Below are 21,895 nucleotides of genomic sequence, written 5' to 3' on the forward strand. Positions count from 1 at the left end.
AAATTATGTAAGTAACTATAACTTTAAAAGAATACATTCTTCAATTGATTATAGGACTCCAAATGAGTTTTATAATTTAACAAATAGTAATTTTAAGAATAAGCTAGTAATTAGCATTTAGAGTCCACTTTGAGGGGGCCAATCCGACATTTGACAATGATGGTTGAACTGGACTAGTCCAGTTTCTTTAAATTTTAATGGAGTAAAACTTGAGGTTGAAACTGAAAATCTAAGCAGAAGTTAATAACAACGTGTAACACCGTAACAAATGGGACAGGCACGAGCAATGTAGCCCCATAAAATAAAAATCAGCTATTTAAATTTAGTTACCGTAGATAAAAAAAGCTAGCCAGTCCCCAAGTAGTAGCGTTTCTGCGTAGAAATTAGGGGACTGGCTTTGATTTATTAGCTAAGAAGTACAAAGCTAGGAGAGCATTTAATTTTAAGCGAAGTAAATAAATTTATCGTGCCTGTCCCATTTGTGATGGAGGCAACACTAGAAGTAATTGCTTATTTAAAGGCTTCACTAAAACCCAAATAAGGGTACTGGTTCTTTGTTTATTTTGTTATGGGAATACAGTAATTGTGGAATCTACAATTAAGCGAAGAAAATAGCCACAAATGAACCTGTCCCTCTTGTGATGGAGATAATACTGTAAGGAATTGATTGTTTAGGTGTATTGCTAAAATTGTTGATGGGGACCGACTTCGAGTACTATTGGAGAGAAACTAAAATCAACAAAAGTATCAAGTCTAAAGTATAGTAAAGTAGCCAATTACGCGTCTGTCCCTCTTGTGATGGAGGTAGAACTTGGAGGAATTGATTACTTAGAAGTTTTACTTTTGTAGATTCAAAAATGTTTATATAAATTACATTTTAAAGTTAAAGAAATAAATCTAACAAAAACTATATTCAAGGTTCACAGCCATAACAAGAAGGACAGGCGTACCAAAGTGAAATTTCCATAATTTATTTTCACAGTGAAATCATAATGTTATCAATAAAAACTAAAGCAATCAAAGCCGGTCCTAAAAAAGTACGTTTAGTATTACTAGGAACAAAGTGACTAGTAATAACCACAACTGTTAACTGTTCACTCTTAACTTTTAACTAAAAAAATTACCATTTGTTATAGAACCAATATTTAGGAATATTATTTTTTAGAGTTTGGAAAAAACAAATTTGATGGTAATTAAGTTATATGGATAAATTATCAATAAAAAGTGCAAACTAAATTTATAGAAGAACATTTTAGGAGGCGATTTGGATGAAAGCAGTAGTTGATAAAGACACATGTATTAGTTGTGGATTATGTATTGCAACATGTCCATCAGTTTTTGATTTTGGAAGTGATGGTAAGTCAGAATCTATAGTAGATTCTGTACCAGAAGATTCTATAGATACGGCAGTGGAAGCTAGAGATGGTTGTCCTGTAAGTGCAATATCATTAAACGAATAAAAAAATTAAAAATGGTTATTATAACTGAGAATGAATAAAGACTTATTATTTTATGGGCTTTAATAGGAGGATTTTTTATGAAAGCAGTAGTAAATCAAGATGAATGTATAGGATGTGGATTATGTCCAGCTACATGTCCAGAAGTTTTTGAAATGGGCGATGATGGAAAAGCACATGCTACCGTAGACGAAGTTCCAAATGGAGCAGAAGACTCAGCAAAAGAAGCAGCAGAAGGATGTCCAACAAGTGCTATATCAATAGATTAAAGTTTTAGCCATCTTTTAATCAAAAAAGATATAGAGTGATTGGATCAGAAAAAACTCCTCACTTTATTAAAAAAGTAGAGGTAATCTAAAAAGAGTATTTACCGTAATGATAAATACTCTTTTTTAGTTTATTAACATTTATTTTTAAACTATAGTAAAGAATATAAAAAAATGAGAAGTGAAAGATTCAGAGCATATTTGTCATAAGAGAAGGATATGAAATCTAGTCATAGTGTTACTATATCTGGATTATATCAACGAAGTATTTATTTTAACATACTTAAAGGAATTGAAAGGGTTTAGATATATGAAAATTGGTAAGAAAAGAGTTCTTATTGCAGAAAATGGTGTAATAGAATTAAAGGAGTTTAAAAAAGAAAGAAAAGAAAATTTAGATTTTACAGGAATTAAATATAGACGTTGTACGTTTTTAAATATAGATTTTAAGAATGTGAGATTTGAAAATGTTATTTTTGAAAAATGCACTTTTCAATTTTGTACCTTTACTAATTGTAGTATAGCTAGTAATTCTATTTTAGGTATTTATAATACTGAGTTAATAAATTTAAATTTTAGTAATTGTAATTTGAAAAATATAATTATAAGAAAATCTTACTTAAAAACTATTGCATTCAAAGATACTTTTTTAGGGCAATGTAACCTAGTTAAAAACTCCTATGAAAAAGTTAAATTTATAGATGAATGTATCTTAAATAATTGTTTAATAAAAGGAACTAGAAAGAGATTTGATGTACAATTTATAAATAATAGAAAAAATAGCAGGTTAAATTTAGCTTCATATGTAGGTGGTTTTAATTATAATATTATTGATTTTTTTAACAAAGGAAGACCTGAATTTTATAATGAAATATCTAATAGTTATTTAGCCTTTGCTAACCAATATCTAAAAAATGACTTAGGTGATAAGTATGGCTATTGTTTTTATGAAAGTAAAAAAGCAGACCATAAAACATTAAAGGGTTGGAGAAAACTAAAATCTTTCACATCATATTGGGTTTGTGGATATGGAGAAAAGCCATTTAGGGCCTTTAGTTTTTCACTTATCATAGTTTTAATATGTTCAATATTATATTTATTTGGTGGGGTAAGAATAGAAGATAAAGTTATTCAATATAACTTAAATAATGTTTTTAGTAAAAGTTTTTTAACTGATTTCTTATATTGTTTTCATTTTAGTTTAGTAACCTTTGCTACTGTAGGTTATGGAAATATAACTCCGGAAGGAACTATAAGTATAATAATAGCTAACACAGAAATAATGTTTGGTGTTCTCATGATAGCTATATGGACATCAACACTTGTAAGAAAGATGACTAGATAAATTAATTAAAAACATTATAATATTAAGTAAAAGACAATAGAAAAATATAACAAAGGGGGTGTTATTTTGATTTCTAAAAAACAAAGAAATATAATAAACTCAAAATTTAGTGGGGTACTTATTATAAAAGGGGAAAACTTAACAGGAAAAACAACTACAGCAATAAATAGGATATTATATTTAAAAGATAATTACTGTTTATATGAAAATGACGATATATTAATGATAGTAAGTAATGATGAAGAAAAAAATGATGCTATTTTAAAATATTATAAGTATCTTGAAAATAAAAATATGATAAGTTTATTTTCATATATACAAAATAAAGTTGACATCATGACTTTTGATGAATTTATAAAGAAAAACTATGGCGAATTTGATAGCAATAAAATAAGTAAAAGTGTACATTACAAACTGTTATATGATTGCATGGGAACATTAAAAAATAGAAATAAAAGGTCAAAAATATTAAAAAAGCAGTATGATGATTTCTTTTTAAGTGAGTTTAAATACATAAAAAATAGAAATATAAATCAATTAGAGGATTATCAAAAATTAATAAGACGTGGACGTAAAATAGAATGTTTAGCTCCAAAATCATTACCTAGAAATTCTGTTACCAGAAAAATTATATATGAGTTAATGGAAGTGTATTATTTAGCTTTAAAAGAAAATAAAATCTCTGATGAAATTTCTATTTTAACTAATAAGGTAAAAGCAACGAATTATACACATTTAGTATTAGATGAAATTAATAAATTTAGCAAATTGCAATTAGACACATTATTAGAATCTATGGATATAAAAGATTACTCAAATATAATACTTACCTTTAATAACAAAGATAAATCCATAGAAAACTCCTTAGGATATGAAGGCATAAATATAAAGAATCTATTTAAAGAATATAAAAATGTAAAAACTTTTATATTAAAAGAAAAATTCATACCGAAAAAGCAAGAGCAGCTATGTGAGATTAAAGAGGAGGAAGAAAATAATTTATTTATGGAGAGTTATAAATTTTTAGATATTAGGCATAATATAGAATTTGATTTTGCCAAAGATACAAGTAGTGAGGGGAATTTTATATTAGATCCTAATGGCAAAGGTGAAGTTTTATTAGAGGACGAGCTGTTAGATATACCTATATACAATGATATAGCAGCAGGAGAACCAATTATGATAAATGACACTTTTGAAGGAGCATTTAAAATGCCAAAGTATTGGTTAAAAGGTGCTGAAAGTTCTTTTATATTAAAGGTAAAGGGAAATAGTATGATCAATGCCAATATAGATGATGGTGACTATGTACTTATAAGAAAACAGTATAATGCTAATAACAATGATATTGTTGCAGTAGATTTAAATGGGAATGCAACATTAAAAAGATTAAATATAAAGGATGGCAAAGTATTTTTAATGCCAGAAAACGAGAAATATGAACCTATTGAAGTGGTAGATGAAAATGCTATGATAATAGGTAAAGCTATAGGAATAATAAAAGATAAGCACAACTATAGTTAGCCAGTCCCTTAGATAGTTAAAAGTTTTAAAAATTGACAATGGACAATTGACATTTGACAATGATGGTTGAAACTGGACTAGTCCAGTTTCTTTGAATTAGAGAGAATAAATGCTGAATTGAAGATATAAATCTAACTAAAGCTAAATTCAAAATGTACAGCCGTAACAAGAAGGTCAAGTTCATTTAATTGTACCACCATAAAAAACTCTAGTACTCAATAAAAAGGTTAGATAAAATAAATTACAGGGCAAAGAACCAGTACTTGAGCTGCAAAGCAGCGTACCTGTTAGGTACTGGTTCTTTGCTTATTTTATTATGGGAATACAGCATTTGTAGAATCTACAGTTTAAACGAAGAAAATAGACATAAAAGAACCTGTCCCTCTTGTGATGGAGGTAAAACTTTGAACGATTTCATACTTAGTTGAGGTATAGATTTTTAAAAAATTAACAATGGACAAAGGACAATTAAAAAAAATTAAGGATTAAGAACATTATATAATTGACATTTGATAAAGGACAATTGACAATGATGGAGAAAACTGTAGTTTAGTTAGTTAAGAGTTAAAAATTAATAGTTAATAGTTCAGGATGAAACTGGATTGCCAGTTTCTTTGAATTAAAGGGAGTAAATTGTGAGTTTATGATATTAAATTAAATAAAGTTATATTCAAAGTTTACAGCCGTAACAAGAAGGACAGGCGTACCAAAGTATATTTTCCACAAGTTATTTTTACAGTGAAATCGAAAGATTATCAATAAAACCTAAAGCAATCAAAGCCGGTCCTTAAGATAGTTAATAGTTAAAAGTTAACAGTTAAAAGTTTAGGAGGAAAGTGGTAACCACTTTCTTTTTAATCTATTAATATAATTTGCTTTGCAAATTTATATAAAATTACGTTTAGTATTACTAAGAACAAAGTGAGTAGTAATAACAATAAATGTTAACTATTCACTTTTAGCTTTTAACTAAAAATATGTAATATTTTCATAGTGTACATCCGTAACAAGAAGGACAGGAGTTAAGTTATCTGTGCCTGTCCATTTTGTTATTGTTATATGCTTGAAATATATATTTATTTTATTTTGTCTTAGTAAATTTAGTGAGTTTAATAAGCTTAGATTTTGTGTAAACATAGATTACTGGAAGTAGGTACATGAAAAATAAACCTATAAAATTATGATTATCTATATTATCAAAAAAGAATATATTAAATCCAAAAGAAAACATAACAGCACCTATTATAGAAAATAATGAAAATAAAAATACGGAAATAGCGGTGCTTTTAATAGAATCAATTTTAAATAACAAAATTAAGTTAAGAATTGATAAAAAAATTAAAAAAACATTGAATAAGTTCAAGGAATACACATCCTTTAAAATTAATGTTAATATATTATAATTAAAAATTAAAAGAAGTGTTACAATTAGCAGCCATAGTTTCAAAAACATCATCACTATGTGCTAAAAGATCCTTTTCAAGTTCATCAAAATCATAATTTCTTTGTTTAAAATTATTAAAGCTATCTTTAGATTTGGATGAAGAAAAATTAGCCTTAGATGATATGTTATATGCAGTTTTTTCAGTTTTATTTTTCCAATTTCTAAGTATACCCTCTACATAGCAAATATTAGTATTACCTTTTTTTACTGCTTCTGTCATAGCATCTTTTACATCAGTAATATTATTTTCATCTACAAGTTTATCTAAAAGGCTTATAACAGTTTTGTTTAAAATACCAAAGCCAGATTCGCTATAGTAGGAATAAATTTCACTGTTAGTAGAATTAAAATCCATATCTAAACTATAATTAATATTATTGTTATTATTACTATTACTACAATTATAAAATCTATTTATAGATTTTATATTATTAAATAACATAGTTATGTTATTTAATATATTATATATATCTTTTGTTAAGGAGTTATTTTCGAAGAGCTCTTTAAAAATTCCAACTAGTTCGGATTTATTTTTGGCTAGGTTTAAAAATAATCCGTTAGAGTTAGAATTAAAATCCGTATTATTGGATGAGTTTTGTGTAGCTGTTGAATTTAAATCCGAAGACATAGGATTAATATTAGATTTTAAAATATTGTCATTTACAGTGCCGTCTATGCCATCATTAACATTTTTATTAAAATTAGTATCAAAAATCTTGTAAAAATTATCTCCAAAAGCATAAAAGGAATAAGTACCACCGCCTCTAACAACTTTATGAATCAAAATATTATTATTACAAAGTTTTTTTAGTTTTCTATAAAGGGTATCTTTCTTTATATTAAGAATAGGCAAAGTGCAAATAATATTTTCATAATTAACCCAATAAAAGTTAGTATTATTAAAAGTTTTACATATAAAGTTCTTATAGTTTTCCTTAAGATAACTTAAAATTAAAATATCATCTAAGTTAACATTTAATTCTAAAGCTTCCTTTTCGTTAAAATTTAACATATACAACATAATAAAAACCTCCAATTTAAATAAAAAATAAAATAATCTATTCACCTTGTATATATGCATTAAATGGACGGAGTTCCGAAATATTTACAAAATATTTAAATTTGCTGTGAACTGGTAGCTATTTTTGTATATATATAAGGTGAAAGGGGTTGATAAACATGGCAGTAAATAATGTTAAAACAAGTAAAGCCATTAACTTAATTTGTAAGGTAGGTGTAGATAATGATGGTAAGGACATTTTAAAATCACAAAAACTTTCAAAAATCAAAGTATCTGCAACAGATGAAGAGTTATATGAATTAGCAACAGAGGTGGACAACCTTTTGGCTGGAGAAATGCAACAGGTTGTTAAAGAGGAGAAAGGTTATCTTTTAGGTTAGTATGGGGAGGGGATATAATATAAATAAAATGTCTTCCCTGGTGAAAAATTTATTTTCTAAAATAGTTACACTTAATATAGAGTCTAAAAGGTTAGATTTCTCTATATTATTTAGAAATTTTAAAATAATAATCACCATAAATTTTAATTTATAGAGGTTTATATTTAGGAGGGGTTTTCATGGAAAAGGATTTAATTATGACATTTATAACAGAAGAAGGAAATAAAAATAATGTTACTTTGAAAAATGTAAAGGATGATATAACTGATGAAGAAGTTTCAAATTTTATGGATGGTATAATAAGTAAAAATATATTAGATTGCAAAAAAGGGGACTTAGTTAAAAAATCATCTGCTAAATTAGTAGAAACTAAGAAAACTGAATATAACTTAAATTAAAAATATGCCTTCGGGCATATTTTTTTATTTGAAGCAAAATATTTGAAATATTCTTACTTATTTTCAGCCAATTATTGTATAATATAATAGATGGAAACTTTAGTATAAAAAATGCATATTAAATATGTAAATAAATATAAGGGGAGTTTTGAATATGTTACAAAGGATTAAGTTAAACCTTGAAGCTGTGGAAGCAATGCTGTATTTTTGGCAGGCTGCTAGTGAAAAGGATAACATACCAGAGAGCTTTTTCTATGATGTATCAGAAATGACAGCATTAAGTGTAGCTTATGATGATGAATTTAATGCAGAATCAGTGAGAAGAGCGCTAAGTTCTATAAAAAATAGAGAGCCATTTGTAGGAAATAAAAAAGAAAAGAAATTCTGGAATAATAATATGTGGATGATGGAAGATTTAGAATATACTAATGCTATGGCAGCTCCTGTTAAGCAGTTAAATCTAGATTCTTTAACATCACAAATAGAAGGAAGTAAATTTGAAGAAGTTGAAGTTATATTTGCACCATTACATTCAGATGAATATATAATTTCTGATAATAAATTAATAATAAATTTCTTTAGAGTAAAACCACCTATAATGGATGATAGGACTTGTATTGGAGAGAAAGAAATAACAGAATATATAAAAGAAAAATTAGAAGAAATTTGCAAATAATTATATTGAAAAATAACTAGCTATAAAAAATAAATAGCTAGTTATTTTAGTTTTAGAATAAGATTCTTTATTATTTATAATTAATGTGATATATTTTTTTATATATAAAATGAGAAAAAATGTATAGTAACTAAGAATTATGTATAAAATTTTATTAAACTTTATTATGTTTAGATTCATGAGAATTAAGGTATAATCAAATAAATAATAAGACAAATATATTTGGGTGGTGAAAGTAGTGAATTTAAGTAAGGGAGATTGTATAGGATTTTTTGATTCAGGTGTTGGTGGTCTTAGTGTTTTAAAAGAAACTCTGAAGATTTTACCTAATGAAAACTTTATATATTATGGAGATTCGGCAAATGCTCCATATGGAACAAAAGAATATAGTGAAATAAAAAAATTGACTTTCGATGCTATAAAGTTTTTATTAAGTAAAAATGTTAAAGCAATAGTTATAGCCTGTAATACGGCCACAAGTGTAGCTGTAGAAGATTTAAGAAAAGAATATAAATCTATTCCAATTATAGGTATAGAGCCAGCTTTAAAGCCAGCAGTAGAATTAAAAAAACAAGGTCAAATTGTTATAATGGCTACGCCAATAACATTAGTAGAGAAAAAGTTTGCAAAGTTACAAGAAAAATATAAAAAGGTAGCAGATATAAAGCCGCTTCCTTGTGGTGGATTAGCAGAGTTAATAGAAACTGGCAATATAGATGGTATAGAAATACATAATTATTTAAAAGAAAAACTAGAGAATTTAAGCAATGAAAATTTAGGAACAATAGTTCTTGGTTGTACCCATTATCCATTTATAAAAGATAAGATTGTAGAATTTGTAGGAAAAAATGTGGACATAATAGATGGAAGTTTAGGTACTGCTAAACAATTAGAACGTTTGTTAACTATTAGAAATATGAAAAACCCACAAAGTGAAAAAGGGATAGTAGAAATATATAATTCATTAAATAAAAAAGAGATGATAGAGCTTAGTTACAGATTACTTAATTCTTAATTAAAAGCCTAAATTTTACTTATAAAGTTAAATAAGTAAAATTTAGGATTTTTAATATAAAAATTAGAAATTTCAACTAATAAAAACGTATTTATTAGCAAAATACTTTAACAACATACCCCTTTATTTCATAAGTTAATTATATAGTAAAAAGTGAAATCAGCTCAAATTTTGATTTTTTTGAGTATGTACTCACTTTTTTTGAATATGGAAAATTTAAATAATACTGTAATTTGAAACTATATAAAGTATTGTAAGTTTTATAGGGTTCTAAGATTAATATCATACTAATAGTTGACAGCTTGTTTAAGTTAAGAATTAAAAATTAATAGTCTTAAACAGTTAATAGTTAAAAATTAATAGTTAAAAGTTTAGGATGAAAGTGGCAACCACTTTCTGAAATGTGATTTTAAAAAATTGACAATGGACAATTGGGTTAGAAATGGACAATTGACAATTGACAATGATGGAAGAAACTGGACTACCAGTTTCTTTAAATTTAAAGGAGTAAAATCTGAGTTTAGGAAATAAAACTAACTAAAACTATATTCAAAGTGCACAGCCGTAACAAGAAGGACAGGCGTAACAAAATATATTTTCAATAAGTTATTTTCACAGTGAAATCATAAGATTATCAATAAAAATTAAAGTAATCAAAGCCGGTCCTGAAAAAATACGTTGAGAATTACTAGGAGAAAAGTGAGTAGTAATAACCACAACTGTTCACTATTCACTCTTAACTCTTAACTAAAAAAGTCCCATTTGTGATAGAGGTGGAACTTTAGTAAATTTATTGCTTAGATTTTGTTATCGAAACTAGATTTAAAAATATGTTTAGTATTAACTTGAATTTTCTAACTTGATAAATGAATAGCTTTAAGTAGAACTGCTTTAAAGAAATAAGGTGGGTAGTATGAAATGAAAGTATTTAAGATGGAAAAAGCAAAGGATGAGAATGAATTTAATAGTTTTATTGAGCTTAAGATGAAAGAGGATTCCAATAAAATAAATATTATCAATCCTAAAAACAGCAACAGCATATATATTATAAATGATATTATTGTTAAAAATGCTAAAGAAAAAAATGAGGTAAAAATTTATGGTTGTAATTTAGAAGATTCTATAGATAGTGAAGATAAAAATTTTGATTACAATTTATTATTTTATAAAACTAAGATAGATAAAAATACTAATATACTTGATAAAGATTACTTTATTGTGCTGCCAGGGGCATCATTAATTATAGAGTTTATAAAGTACGATAAAAACTTAGCATTAACGGTTAACTCTTATGAAGAAGAACTATAATGATTTGTATTAAAAGATCTAAAAAGCCTAAAAATAGATTTGTAATAAGTGTTATTATCATAACTTTATTCTCTATAGTTTTTTCCATGGCAGGATTTTTAAAAGTAAATAAGGACAATTTAGAAAAAAATAATGAAATGATAATAAATAATATATATGGCACTGGCAAAGATTTATCACAGACGGTACAAGATGTTATAGATCAGGTATATTATGAAATCAAGTTATATTCATTGGCAGATGGACTTAGTGATATGGATGAGAAAAAAATAATGAAACAAATGAACTTTATTACAGCAAGTAAACAACGTTATGATAATATAGTAGTTTTAAATAAAGAAAAAAAATAGTGTATGGGTATGTTGATAATCCAGATGTTTTTTCAAATTCAGAAACAATAAATAATGCTTTAAATACTGGTCAGTTTCAAGTGGAAACTATATTTAATGAGGGGGAGTACAAGGTGGATATGTACAACCCTATAGTAGATGAGAATAAGAAAATATCAGGGGTAATTTTTATTAGAATAAATATAAAAGAATTAAATGATATAATGAAAAGATGTAGATTAGATGAATATTCAGAGGCTTATATAGTAAATGAAAAAGGCATGTTTTTAACTGAGTCTAAATATATACCTGGAGCTATAGGGAAAGAAAAAATTGATATAGAACGTGTGAAATTAAATATTGATTATTCTAGGTATACACCATATAAAGACTATAGGGGACAAATGGTTTATGGAACGTATTTTCCTATAGATGAAGAACTTAATTGGACTTTAGTAGTTGAAGTAGATAAAAATATGATGGAAAAACTTGATGACCATAATAGTAAAAAGGCAACAGTTTTAGCTACACTACAAGGAATTTTTTTAGTGATTGTACAAATTTTATTGAAAAGATTCTTAGGTGTAGATGTTAATTTAAAAGATATAACCAATGCTGATGGAACAATGAATTATGAAAAACTTACCGAATATGCAGATAAGATATTAGAAAATAAAATAGAAGAAGAAAATAAGGACAAAAGTGAAGATGAAGATCAGAAAAATGATAAAAAAGAGAAAGAGTAAATAAAAATTTAGGCGTAAAATCTTTTATTAGATTTTGCGCCTAAAAATCTTTTAAAAAACCTATAATTATATTTGTTGTGGTGAATAATAATATAAAATGGATTTTTTTCATGTATTTTCTTTAGGACAGTAGTTCAAATATGTTATAATATCTAAAAAATACAATGTTTAAAGGAGCGATAAATAAATGCAAAATCCTATAGTAACAATAAAAATGGCAAATGGAAAAGTAATGAAAGCAGAGTTATATCCAGAGATAGCACCGAATACAGTTAAAAACTTTATAAGTCTTATAAAAAAGGGATTTTATAATGGTCTTATATTCCATAGAGTAATCCCAGGATTCATGATTCAAGGTGGATGTCCAGAAAAAACAGGTGCAGGAAATCCTGGTTATAGTATAAAAGGAGAGTTTAGAGCAAATAACTTTAAAAATGATTTAAAACATACTCCTGGTGTATTATCAATGGCAAGAACAGTTGTTTTAGATTCAGCAGGATGTCAATTTTTCGTAATGGTTGCTGATTCACCACATCTTGATGGTCAGTATGCTGCATTTGGAAAACTTACTGAAGGTTTAGATGTTGCAAATGAAATAGTTTCAGTTCCAACAAACTATATGGATAAACCAAAAGAAGATCAGGTTATGAAAGAAGTTACTGTTGAAACTTTTGGCGTAGAATATGACGAACCAGAAAAAATACAATAATTAATAGAGTTTAAGTGATTGACAATAGCCAGTAAGGATTTTATAGCTATTGTCAATTTTCAATTACTTAAACGGTTATTTAGTTAGTTAAGAGTTAAAAGTTAAGAGTTTAGGAGAAAAGTGGAAACCACTTTCTTTGGAATTGTTAGGGACTGGCTTTGAGTTATTGTGTTAGTAATATAAAACCAGGAGAGCATCAAGTGTTAGCGAAGAAAATAAATTTACCGTGCCTGTCCCATTTGTGATGGAGCCAACACTAGGGGCAATTGCTTATTTAAAGGCTTCACTAAAACCCAAATAGGGGTACTGGTTCTTTGCTTATTTTGTTATACAAATACAGTAATTGTGGAATCTATAGTTAAAGCGAAGAAAATAGCCCCAAATGAACCTGTCCCTCTTGTGATGGAAGTAGAACTTGGAGGAATTGCTTAATTAGAAGTTTTACTTTTGTAGATTAAAAAAAATACGTTGAGAATTACTAGGAATAAAGTGACTAGTAATTACAATAACTGTTAACTATTCACTATTAACTGTTAACTAAAATAAGCTTTTAACTAAAATAAGCTCTTAACTAAAATAAATTATGGTATGAAAGGAGAGTTAGCTATCTCACAAAATAGAAAGATTAAAATTGGTGAGAATACACTACTTAAAATGATTTAGTAGGTTTAGCTAATAAAATTTATGAGTGATTTAAATGATAAGTTATTGATAACATATGGTTTAACTAATGAGGAAATATACAAATTAAATGAAGTATTTAAAAACAAGGTTTCAAAAGAATGTATAGTTATTAAAGATGGTATGGCAAAGTTTAAAATGAAAGAAATAATTTTAGGTAATAAAGGTAATGAAGGTGTAGAAGAATTACCAAAGGAAAAGGTTATTATATTTAATGGATTAGCAAATAGTTCATTACAAAATGCCATAAAGGCTGTTAGAAATAATTTAGAAGACAAACCAATACTAGCAGCTATAACGCCAGTGTCTATAAATTGGAGTTTTAAATTTTTATTAGAACATTTAATAGAAGAGAAAAAAAGATTTTCTAAATAAATATTATATATTAACATGTAAAAAGAAAGGGAATAGTTATGAGTAAAGTAGGAGATAGCATCAGAGACGCTAGAAATGCTAAAGGAATGAGTCAAAAACAACTAGGTAAAAAACTTGGTGTTTCTGAAGGTTTTATTAATGAAATTGAAAGTGGAAAAAAAGTAATAAATGAAAAATTTATGGAACGTATAGGCAAGGTATTAGGTGGTAGTGTACAAAACATGAGTAGTATGTTTCAAAATATAGCTTATGAAGAAGAAAAGAGTCAACCAGCACCTAAAGCTAAAGCTCCAGAAAAGGTAAATGATGTATGGAATGATGCTTTTGGTTCTGTTATAAAAACAATAGGTATATATGGCTATGATTTAAACAAAACTGTAGGGACTAAACAATTACCTGTAATATCTAAAAAGGTTGAAGGTTTTAATCCAGAAAAAGTTTTATTTATTAAAATAGAAAATGATGATTTGATGGGTTTCAGAATTTGTAAAGATGATGTTGCTTTTGCAAACTTAACAAATGAGATAGAGAATAATGCAATTTGTCTTATAGATTATAATGATACTAGAGTTATAAGACAGATAAAAAGATTAGATAATAATAAATTACTTTTAATAAGTAACAAAATTTCACTAAAAACAGAGACTGTATCACATAAAGATATAAAAGTTATTGCTAAATTAAATAGAGTTGAGTTTCAAATTTAGGCAAGTTCTTTGACTTCTTATTTCTTTTCATATGCCTAAAAATATTAATATTTTATCTAAAAAGTATTCATAATTTTTTATGAATACTTTTTTTGTACTTTCAATCATAAAATACTAATAGAGTAATATTTTTGGAGTGAAATTTGCATGGCTAGGACTGAAGGTTTCTATAATTTGTTTTTAAGCATACCAAGAGCTTTAATTGGAAAACTAACTCAAAAATATAAATTTGATATAGATGAAACCATAGAAATAGCAACGCTTTATGGTGAAGAAAGAGACGCAGTTAGAAGGCAGGTAGAAGCAATAGGGGCTACCTTTGAGGATTTAGGATATGGGTTTGGCATAATAACAATTAAGTTTAGTGATTTGGAAAAACTTGAAACAATAAAAGAAATACAGTATATAGAATTACCTAAAAATCTTTATTATAATAGTGAAACTACAAATAGGGCATCTTGTATAACTGATGTAAAAAGTACTTATGGCTTAACTGGAAATGGGGTCTTAGTAGGATTCATAGATAGTGGAATAGATTATATGCATCAAGCATTTAGAAATGAGGAAGGGCTATCAAGAATTGATTATATATATGATTTGCAGTTAAAACAGATATATAATAAAGCACAAATTGATGAAGCAATAAAATCTCCTAATCCATATAATATTGTGCCACATCAAGATAGGGTAGGGCATGGAACACATGTTGCAGGAGTAGCCTGTGCAGGAGGTAAAATTCCAACTAAATACTATGGTGTAGCCCCTGAAAGTTCTATTGCAATGGTTAAACTTACAGGTGAAGCTACTGGTGGATTTACAAAAAGTAGTCAAGTAATGAGAGGAATTAAATTTTTAGTAGATAAAGGAAAGGAGTTAAATAAACCGTTAGTAATAAATTTGAGCTTTAGTACAAATGATGGTGCCCATGATGGAAGGTCATTATTTGAAGAATATATATCAACAATATGTAAATTAGAACGAATAACATTTTGTGTTGCTGCTGGTAATGAAGGAAATAAAGGCCATCATGCAAGGGAACTTATAGAAGGGGAATCAAAAGAAATATCTTTTAACGTGGACAAAGGAGAAATTGGAATAATATTAAGGATATATAAAAGGTTTTTAACTGATATAAGTATAGGTATTAGGTCTCCAGATGGAAGTGTAACACCTAGAATAAATTTAACAAGAGGTTTTGTAGAAGGAAATTTAAGAGGAACATATTATTATGTTTTTTATACAGGGCCATTACCTTTTAATATTTCAGGAGAGATTTTGGTAACATTAGTAGCTCAAGGTGATGAATTATTAGAAGGGGTTTGGTCACTTATAGTTTATAGAGAAAGTGATGAAATTACAGATATAGATATATGGCTACCTATAAGTGAAGCATTAAATGATAAAACAAGGTTTACAAGACCAACAGTCTTTAACACTGTAGGGATACCGGGAACTGTTGAAGATGTTATCACTGTCGGAAGTTATAACAGTGCAATAGGTGATATATCACCATTTTCAGGAAGAGGAAGAGAAGGGGCTGAAATAGTAAAACCTAGTTTAGTAGCACCAGGAATAGATGTAGAAGGACCAATACCTGGTGGTGGCTTTGATGCATTAACAGGAACATCAGTTGCAGCGCCGTCAGTTTCAGGTGCTTCAGCACTACTTATGGAGTGGGGATTTATAAAAGGAAGAGATCCATACCTATATGGACAAAGGTTGAAATATTATTTGTTAAAGGGAGCAAAGGTAGTAAGAAAAACTGAAGTATATCCTAATCCTACATGGGGTTATGGTACGTTGTGTTTAAGAAATGCTTTAGAAGTTTGGATTAATGAAGAGCCGTTAAGAGGGGGAGTTATGGATAAAAATAATCGAGAAGTAAATATTAAGCCTAATGAAACTTTGACAAGTGAGTCATCTAATAAACCAAATGATAATATTCCTGAAGATTTACTTAAGTGTGAAAAGTTATATCAAGATTTAAATTATGATATATTTTTAGTTGAATATTCTGGAGATATAGTATCTGAATTTAAAAATAATCCTAAAGCATGTGTTTTCATTTTAACACCTACTTATGCAATATTAATTGTGCAAAAAGACAGTGTAGAAGAGGTTTTTAATAGTAGCAAAGCTATTACAAATATTGAACCTAATAATCTTTATACCTTAGCAACAATATCTCCAATTGAAGTTGCCAATATAAACACATTTCATAATAATGAATTTCTTAAATTAAGAGGGACTGGAGTAGTTGTTGGAATAATAGATACTGGTATAGATTATTTAAATGAAGAGTTTATGTTAGAAAATGGGAAAACCAGAATAATTTCTATATGGGATCAAGAAGACGAAAGTGGTAAACCACCAAATGATTTTTACTATGGAAGTGAATATACTAGAGAGGAAATCGATAGAGCAATAGAAGCACATAGACGTGGTGAAGACCCTTATTTAATAGTTCCACAAAAGGATGATGTTGGACATGGAACAGAAGTTGCTGGAATAGTTGGTGCAAGGGGTAAAAATGGAGTGTTAGGAGCAGCACCAGATTGTGAATTTATAATTATTAAGACTTTAAGGTCAGATGAAAATACTTTAAGAGAAAATGCTGTATTTGATAAAGGCAATAATATTTATAGTAGTACTTCTATAGCTATATCCATAAAATATCTGTTAGATTGTCATGAAAAACTAGATAAACCATTAGTTATATGTATTCCAATGGAAAGTAATGCTGGTGCTCATGATGGAACCACTGTATTAGAACGGTTTATAGATAGGTATGCTAATGAAAGAGGTGTTATAGCCGTAGCAGGAACAGGAAATCAAGGTGATACTGAAACTCATACTAGGGGTAAATTGGATAAGACCGGTGATGTTAGTAACGTAGAACTACAAGTAGGTCCAAATCAAAAGGGATTAAGTGTATTTATTTGGGCAACTTCTCCTGATAAAATTTCTATCGGTATAACATCCCCTAGTGGGGAGTCTATAGGAAAAATACCTGTTAAATTACAAGCAGTAGATGAGATAAAGTTTGTATATGAAAAAACTAGAGTAACTATAGAATATTTTATATCAGAAAATTCATCAGGAAATGAATTTATCCAAGTTAGAATGTTTGATGTAAATCCAGGAATTTGGCAATTTAGAATAATAGGAGATTTCATATTAAATGGAGATTATGATTTGTGGATATATCAAAGGGCACTTTTAGATCCTGAAACAAAATTTTTAAATCCAGATCCATATATAACATTAACATCCCCTGGTACAGCAAATAATATAATAACAACAGCATATTATAATCAAGAAAAAGGAACTTTAATTGCAGCATCAGGAAGAGGATTTACTAGAGATAATAGAATAAAGCCAGAATTATGTATAGGAGGATTTGAAGTTTTAACTACCACTGTAGGGGGCGGTACAAAGATTGTTACAGGTTCAAGTGCAGCTACAGCAGTTCTTGCAGGGGCAGTAGCTCTTATTTTAGAATGGGGTATAGTAAAAGACAATGATGTATATATGTATACACCAAAGGTTAGGACGTTTTTAATAAGAGGAACTAAACAAATTCCACAGGTTATATATCCTAATAGGGAAGTAGGATATGGAGTTTTAGATTTTAGAAAAGTGTTTGAAAATATGAGAAGCATTCAAGAGAGTAATTTATTTTTTTCTATACCATCAGAATTTGAAGAGTTTTTAGAACCTGAATATGTAAATAAGAACAATAAAGATGATTAAGGTTAAGGCTCAAGTTAAATTAAAAAAAGATTCAATTCTTATGGAGGTATGTAATGAAAGTAAATAGAATCAAAGAAGATTTTATTCTAACTCAAACAACAGAAGAATGTGGGGAACAGTATTTACTAGATGAATTTGAATCATATGTAATAGAATATTATGGAGATTTAACTGGGGCTCTTGCAGATAAATATTATGCTTGTGCAATTATAATAAATCCTATATATGCAATATTAGGTGTAAAAGTAGGTTATTTACAAGAGGTTTTAGCAAAGGTGCCTAATATAGTAAATTATGAAGTAAATAGAATATTTACTTTAAGTTATATATCACCGTTAGAAGCTGCAAATATAACTAAATTTCATAATAATCCTTACTTAAATTTAAAAGGTGATGGAGTTGTAGTAGGAATTATAGATACTGGAATTGATTATTTAAATAAAGAATTTATGACTGAAGATGGTAAAACAAGAATACTTGAAATATGGGATCAAACAGTAGAGGATTTAACACCACCTCCAGGCTTTCACTATGGCACAGTTTATGATAGTGATGAAATTAATGCAGCAATAAAAGCATATAAAAATAATGAAGACCCTTATAAAATAGTAAATAGTAGGGATGAATATGGACATGGAACTTCAATGGCAGGCATAATTGGTGGAAGGGGATATAATGGTATCGTAGGCGCTGCACCTAATTGTGAATTTGCAATTGTAAAGTTAGATGAAGCATCACAAAAGAATTTGATAGCAAATGGATTACAAAGAGGAAGGCACCCTATGTATCAAACAACAGATATTATACTTGCAATAAGATATTTATCTGAAATTCAACAAAGATATAATAAACCATTAATAATATATATTCCACTAGCTAGTAATTTTGGAGGGCATGATGGGTCATCTGTACTAGAAAGGTACATAGACCTTTTTGCTAATCAAAGTGGAATACTTTTTATTACAAGTTGTGGCAATGAAGGTAATAGTGAAACCCACTACAGAAGTAAATTTGAAAAATCTGGAGAAGAAAAAACAATGGAGATTGTTGTAGATAGGGATCAAAAGGATTTGGCTATAACTATATGGTGTAGTAAGCCAGATAAAATTTCAGTTGGACTGGTATCCCCTAGTGGAGAGGTAATTGAGAGGATTCCAGCTAAAATTAAAAAGACCAAAGAACTTAAATTGGTATTTGAAGGTAGTACTATAATTGTGGAATATGATTATCCTAATGATTATAGTGGAAATCAAAACGTAAATATATTAATAAGAGATATTAAAGTTGGGATTTGGCAAATAAAAGTTTATGCTGATTATGTAGTTTTTGGAACTTTTGATGCATGGATATATCAAAGAGAATTATTAGCAAGTAATACTAAATTTTTAAGTTCAGATCCCAATGTAACTCTTACTATACCTTCAACTAGTAATGCAGCTATAAGCACATCTTTTTACAATCAAACAACAAATAGTTCGGTAATTCAATCAGGTAGAGGATTTACTAGAGAGGATGGAATAAAACCTGAGGTTACTGCAGGTGGTGTAGATATACAGGCAACATCTCCAGGAGGAAACATTGTAACTTTAACAGGGTCCAGTGTTGCAGGTGCTGTCCTAACTGGTGCAATGGCACTTTTTTACCAATGGGCAATTGTTCAAGGAAATGATTCTAAGATGTATGCACAAAAAGCAAAAGCTTATATTATAAGAGGAACTCGAAAAAGAAAAGGAGATGTCTATCCTAATAGAGAATGGGGTTTTGGAATCTTAGATTTAGAAGGGATATTCGATTCAATCAGAGAGCTTGATGTAGATCAAAGAAGCATTATAGAACATCATGAGAATAAAGAAACACTTCTTATGTCAAAGGAAGTTGAAGTATATGTTACAGAACATATTGCTAATAGGTTAAAGTATAGCTTTAATTATACAGATTTAATATAGGGATTAAATTTTTAGTGAGATGCTATTGGTTTAAAGTAAAAAAGTGGTTAATAAAAAGTTGATGATGAAACTTAAGTTAATCACTTTTCTATTTTATGAATGAAAATCTATTTAAAACTAAAAAATATGCTTATAAATATTTATGAAAATAAAAATGTCCATTAATTTAAAGTTAATGGTATAAAGAGTAAACAATTTACATTTTAGTACATAAGATATAATGAATTAGTTTTTAAAAAGGAGTATTTTATGGCTGATATAGGTAGAATTTTAGTTAATGTATATAAAAAAGATACTTTTGTACCATTAAAAGACGTAAGAATAATTATGAATCCATCAGAAGATGAAAATAAAAGAGTAGAATTAACAACAAATAGTGTTGGCCAAACAGAAACAGTAGATGTTAATACGCCACCTATAGAGTTAAGTCAACGACCAGAGTATACAGAAATGCCATATAGTTTATGGGATGTTAGGGCAGAGGCACCTGGATTTGAACCGGTAGAAATTAGAAATGCACAGATATTGCCAGAGTCAACAGCTATACAAAATATTGAGCTGTTAGGAAGTCCCTCTGAGTCAAGGGAAATGGGTGAACTTAGAACTATAGATGTTCCTGATAATAGGCTTTTTGGCACATTTCCACCAAAAATACCAGAGGCACCAGAAAAACCATTACCTAAGAGTCCTGGTGGTGGGTTTGTTGTTTTAGATGAAGTAGTGGTTCCAGAGTTTGTTATTGTTCATGCTGGTGTACCTACTAATACTGGTGCGCCAAGTTATAGAGTTCCATTTAAAGATTATATTAAAAATGTTGCAAGTTCTGAGATATATTCAACTTGGTCAGAAAATACAATAAGGTCTAATGTATATTGCATACTATCTTTTACATTAAATAGAATTTTCACAGAGTGGTATACCGGTAAGGGATATAATTTTACAATAACCAATTCAACTGCCTTTGATCATGCTTTTACTTATGGTAGAAATGTTTTTGATAATATAAGTAGGATAGTAGATGAAATATTTACAAGCTATGTAAAGAGAAGAGGAGCAAAACAACCATTATTAACTCAATATTGTGATGGTGAAAGGGTGAAATGTCCTGGATGGTTAACACAATGGGGAAGTAAATATTTAGGTGACCAAGGGAAAACCCCTTATGAAATATTGACAAGTTTTTATGGACCTGACATAGATATAGAAAAAGCACCAAAGGTTTCTGGCATACCTAAATCCTATCCAGGTTTTACATTACAAGTAGGTAGTTCAGGAGATCCTGTTACAACAATTCAAACTTTTTTAAATAGAATAGGGGATAATTATCCACTAATTCCAAAGGTGGCCGTAGACGGAGTTTATGGTCAATCAACTGCAGATGCAGTAAAAACCTTTCAAAAGATTTTTAATTTACCACAAACAGGTGTAGTAGATTATTCAACATGGTATCAAATATCTAATATATATGTTGGAGTAACAAAAATTGCAGAACTTAGAAGTTCTATGGGAATAAATGATAATGAGGTTGAATCTGTTGCAAGAGAAATGGGAATATTTGTTCCACCAACATTTATAATTGGAAGATCATTAGATGTTCCTACAATAGATTATCCTGTTAAATAAGTTAAAGGAAAAACTTAAAAAATCATTGAATCTAAAATAACTAGCCAATTTAAAATGGGCTAGTTATTTTTTTATACATATATTGGGAAAATATTTAAATTTTTTATTTCTTTTCATATGCCTAATTGATATTATTATAATATATAGGAAAACATATATTATAAAATTAATACAGAATAGACATAATTAAGT

The 21,895-nt window shown here is 28.1% G+C and carries 18 protein-coding genes; 17 read left to right on the forward strand and 1 reads right to left on the reverse strand.

The features are described from left to right. Window positions 1-1,268 precede the first annotated feature (1,268 nt). From ACYUE0_RS15530 to lexA, 4 genes are all read left to right on the forward strand, one after another. Window positions 1,269-1,460 carry a ferredoxin gene (locus ACYUE0_RS15530; RefSeq protein WP_460271407.1) on the forward strand — a complete coding sequence of 64 codons (192 nt, stop codon included), beginning with the start codon at window positions 1,269-1,271 and terminating at the stop codon, window positions 1,458-1,460. A 77-nt stretch (window positions 1,461-1,537) separates the two neighbouring features. Beyond that, window positions 1,538-1,726 (forward strand): ferredoxin, encoded by a 189-nt coding sequence (locus tag ACYUE0_RS15535; RefSeq protein WP_460271409.1) that lies wholly within the window; start codon window positions 1,538-1,540, stop codon window positions 1,724-1,726. Between the two features lie 307 nt (window positions 1,727-2,033). After that, entirely contained in the window at window positions 2,034-3,068 is a 1,035-nt protein-coding gene (locus ACYUE0_RS15540) for an ion channel (protein WP_460271411.1), read from the forward strand. 66 nt (window positions 3,069-3,134) lie between these two features. Continuing rightward, the gene (gene lexA, locus ACYUE0_RS15545) at window positions 3,135-4,592 is read left to right on the forward strand and encodes a transcriptional repressor LexA (RefSeq protein ID WP_460271413.1); all 1,458 of its coding nucleotides are present in this window, start codon (window positions 3,135-3,137) and stop codon (window positions 4,590-4,592) included. Window positions 4,593-5,995: 1,403 nt separating this feature from the next. On the opposite strand, the gene ACYUE0_RS15550 is transcribed toward lexA, so the two are convergent. After that, window positions 5,996-7,057, reverse strand: coding sequence for a DnaD domain protein (locus ACYUE0_RS15550; protein WP_460271415.1), 1,062 nt, complete (start codon window positions 7,055-7,057; stop codon window positions 5,996-5,998). A gap of 158 nt (window positions 7,058-7,215) precedes the next feature. On the opposite strand from ACYUE0_RS15550, the gene ACYUE0_RS15555 reads away from it, so the two are divergent. From ACYUE0_RS15555 to ACYUE0_RS15615, 13 genes are all read left to right on the forward strand, one after another. Continuing rightward, entirely contained in the window at window positions 7,216-7,437 is a 222-nt protein-coding gene (locus tag ACYUE0_RS15555; protein ID WP_460271417.1) for a DUF1659 domain-containing protein, read from the forward strand. A 179-nt stretch (window positions 7,438-7,616) separates the two neighbouring features. Then, window positions 7,617-7,835 (forward strand): DUF2922 domain-containing protein, encoded by a 219-nt coding sequence (locus tag ACYUE0_RS15560; RefSeq protein WP_460271419.1) that lies wholly within the window; start codon window positions 7,617-7,619, stop codon window positions 7,833-7,835. 154 nt (window positions 7,836-7,989) lie between these two features. Next, complete coding sequence (locus ACYUE0_RS15565) at window positions 7,990-8,511, forward strand: TDE2712 family protein (protein ID WP_460271421.1); 522 nt, start codon at window positions 7,990-7,992, stop codon at window positions 8,509-8,511. Window positions 8,512-8,749: 238 nt separating this feature from the next. Then, window positions 8,750-9,526, forward strand: a complete 777-nt coding sequence (gene murI / locus ACYUE0_RS15570) for a glutamate racemase (protein WP_460271423.1) — start codon at window positions 8,750-8,752, stop codon at window positions 9,524-9,526. A gap of 918 nt (window positions 9,527-10,444) precedes the next feature. Beyond that, the gene (locus ACYUE0_RS15575) at window positions 10,445-10,834 is read left to right on the forward strand and encodes a hypothetical protein (protein ID WP_460271425.1); all 390 of its coding nucleotides are present in this window, start codon (window positions 10,445-10,447) and stop codon (window positions 10,832-10,834) included. Next, window positions 10,834-11,184 (forward strand): hypothetical protein, encoded by a 351-nt coding sequence (locus tag ACYUE0_RS15580; RefSeq protein ID WP_460271427.1) that lies wholly within the window; start codon window positions 10,834-10,836, stop codon window positions 11,182-11,184. The genes ACYUE0_RS15575 and ACYUE0_RS15580 overlap by 1 nt, the downstream gene beginning before the upstream one ends. Before the next feature lie 113 nt (window positions 11,185-11,297). Beyond that, on the forward strand, window positions 11,298-11,909 hold the full coding sequence (locus ACYUE0_RS15585; protein ID WP_460271429.1) for a cache domain-containing protein: 612 nt from the start codon (window positions 11,298-11,300) through the stop codon (window positions 11,907-11,909). A gap of 187 nt (window positions 11,910-12,096) precedes the next feature. Beyond that, on the forward strand, window positions 12,097-12,618 hold the full coding sequence (locus tag ACYUE0_RS15590; protein ID WP_010297934.1) for a peptidylprolyl isomerase: 522 nt from the start codon (window positions 12,097-12,099) through the stop codon (window positions 12,616-12,618). A gap of 684 nt (window positions 12,619-13,302) precedes the next feature. Then, on the forward strand, window positions 13,303-13,674 hold the full coding sequence (locus tag ACYUE0_RS15595) for a DUF3783 domain-containing protein (protein WP_460271431.1): 372 nt from the start codon (window positions 13,303-13,305) through the stop codon (window positions 13,672-13,674). Window positions 13,675-13,712: 38 nt separating this feature from the next. Further along, window positions 13,713-14,381, forward strand: coding sequence for a helix-turn-helix domain-containing protein (locus ACYUE0_RS15600; RefSeq protein ID WP_460271433.1), 669 nt, complete (start codon window positions 13,713-13,715; stop codon window positions 14,379-14,381). Window positions 14,382-14,528: 147 nt separating this feature from the next. Further along, a complete protein-coding gene (locus tag ACYUE0_RS15605) occupies window positions 14,529-18,134 on the forward strand; it encodes a S8 family serine peptidase (protein ID WP_460271435.1) in 3,606 nt (1,201 codons plus the stop codon). A 53-nt stretch (window positions 18,135-18,187) separates the two neighbouring features. Continuing rightward, window positions 18,188-20,080: a S8 family peptidase gene (locus ACYUE0_RS15610; protein WP_460271437.1), complete on the forward strand. Its 1,893-nt coding sequence runs from the start codon at window positions 18,188-18,190 to the stop codon at window positions 20,078-20,080. A 249-nt stretch (window positions 20,081-20,329) separates the two neighbouring features. After that, the gene (locus ACYUE0_RS15615) at window positions 20,330-21,703 is read left to right on the forward strand and encodes a peptidoglycan-binding domain-containing protein (RefSeq protein ID WP_460271439.1); all 1,374 of its coding nucleotides are present in this window, start codon (window positions 20,330-20,332) and stop codon (window positions 21,701-21,703) included. Window positions 21,704-21,895 lie beyond the last annotated feature (192 nt).

Source organism: Clostridium sp. CTA-19 (assembly GCF_054767855.1).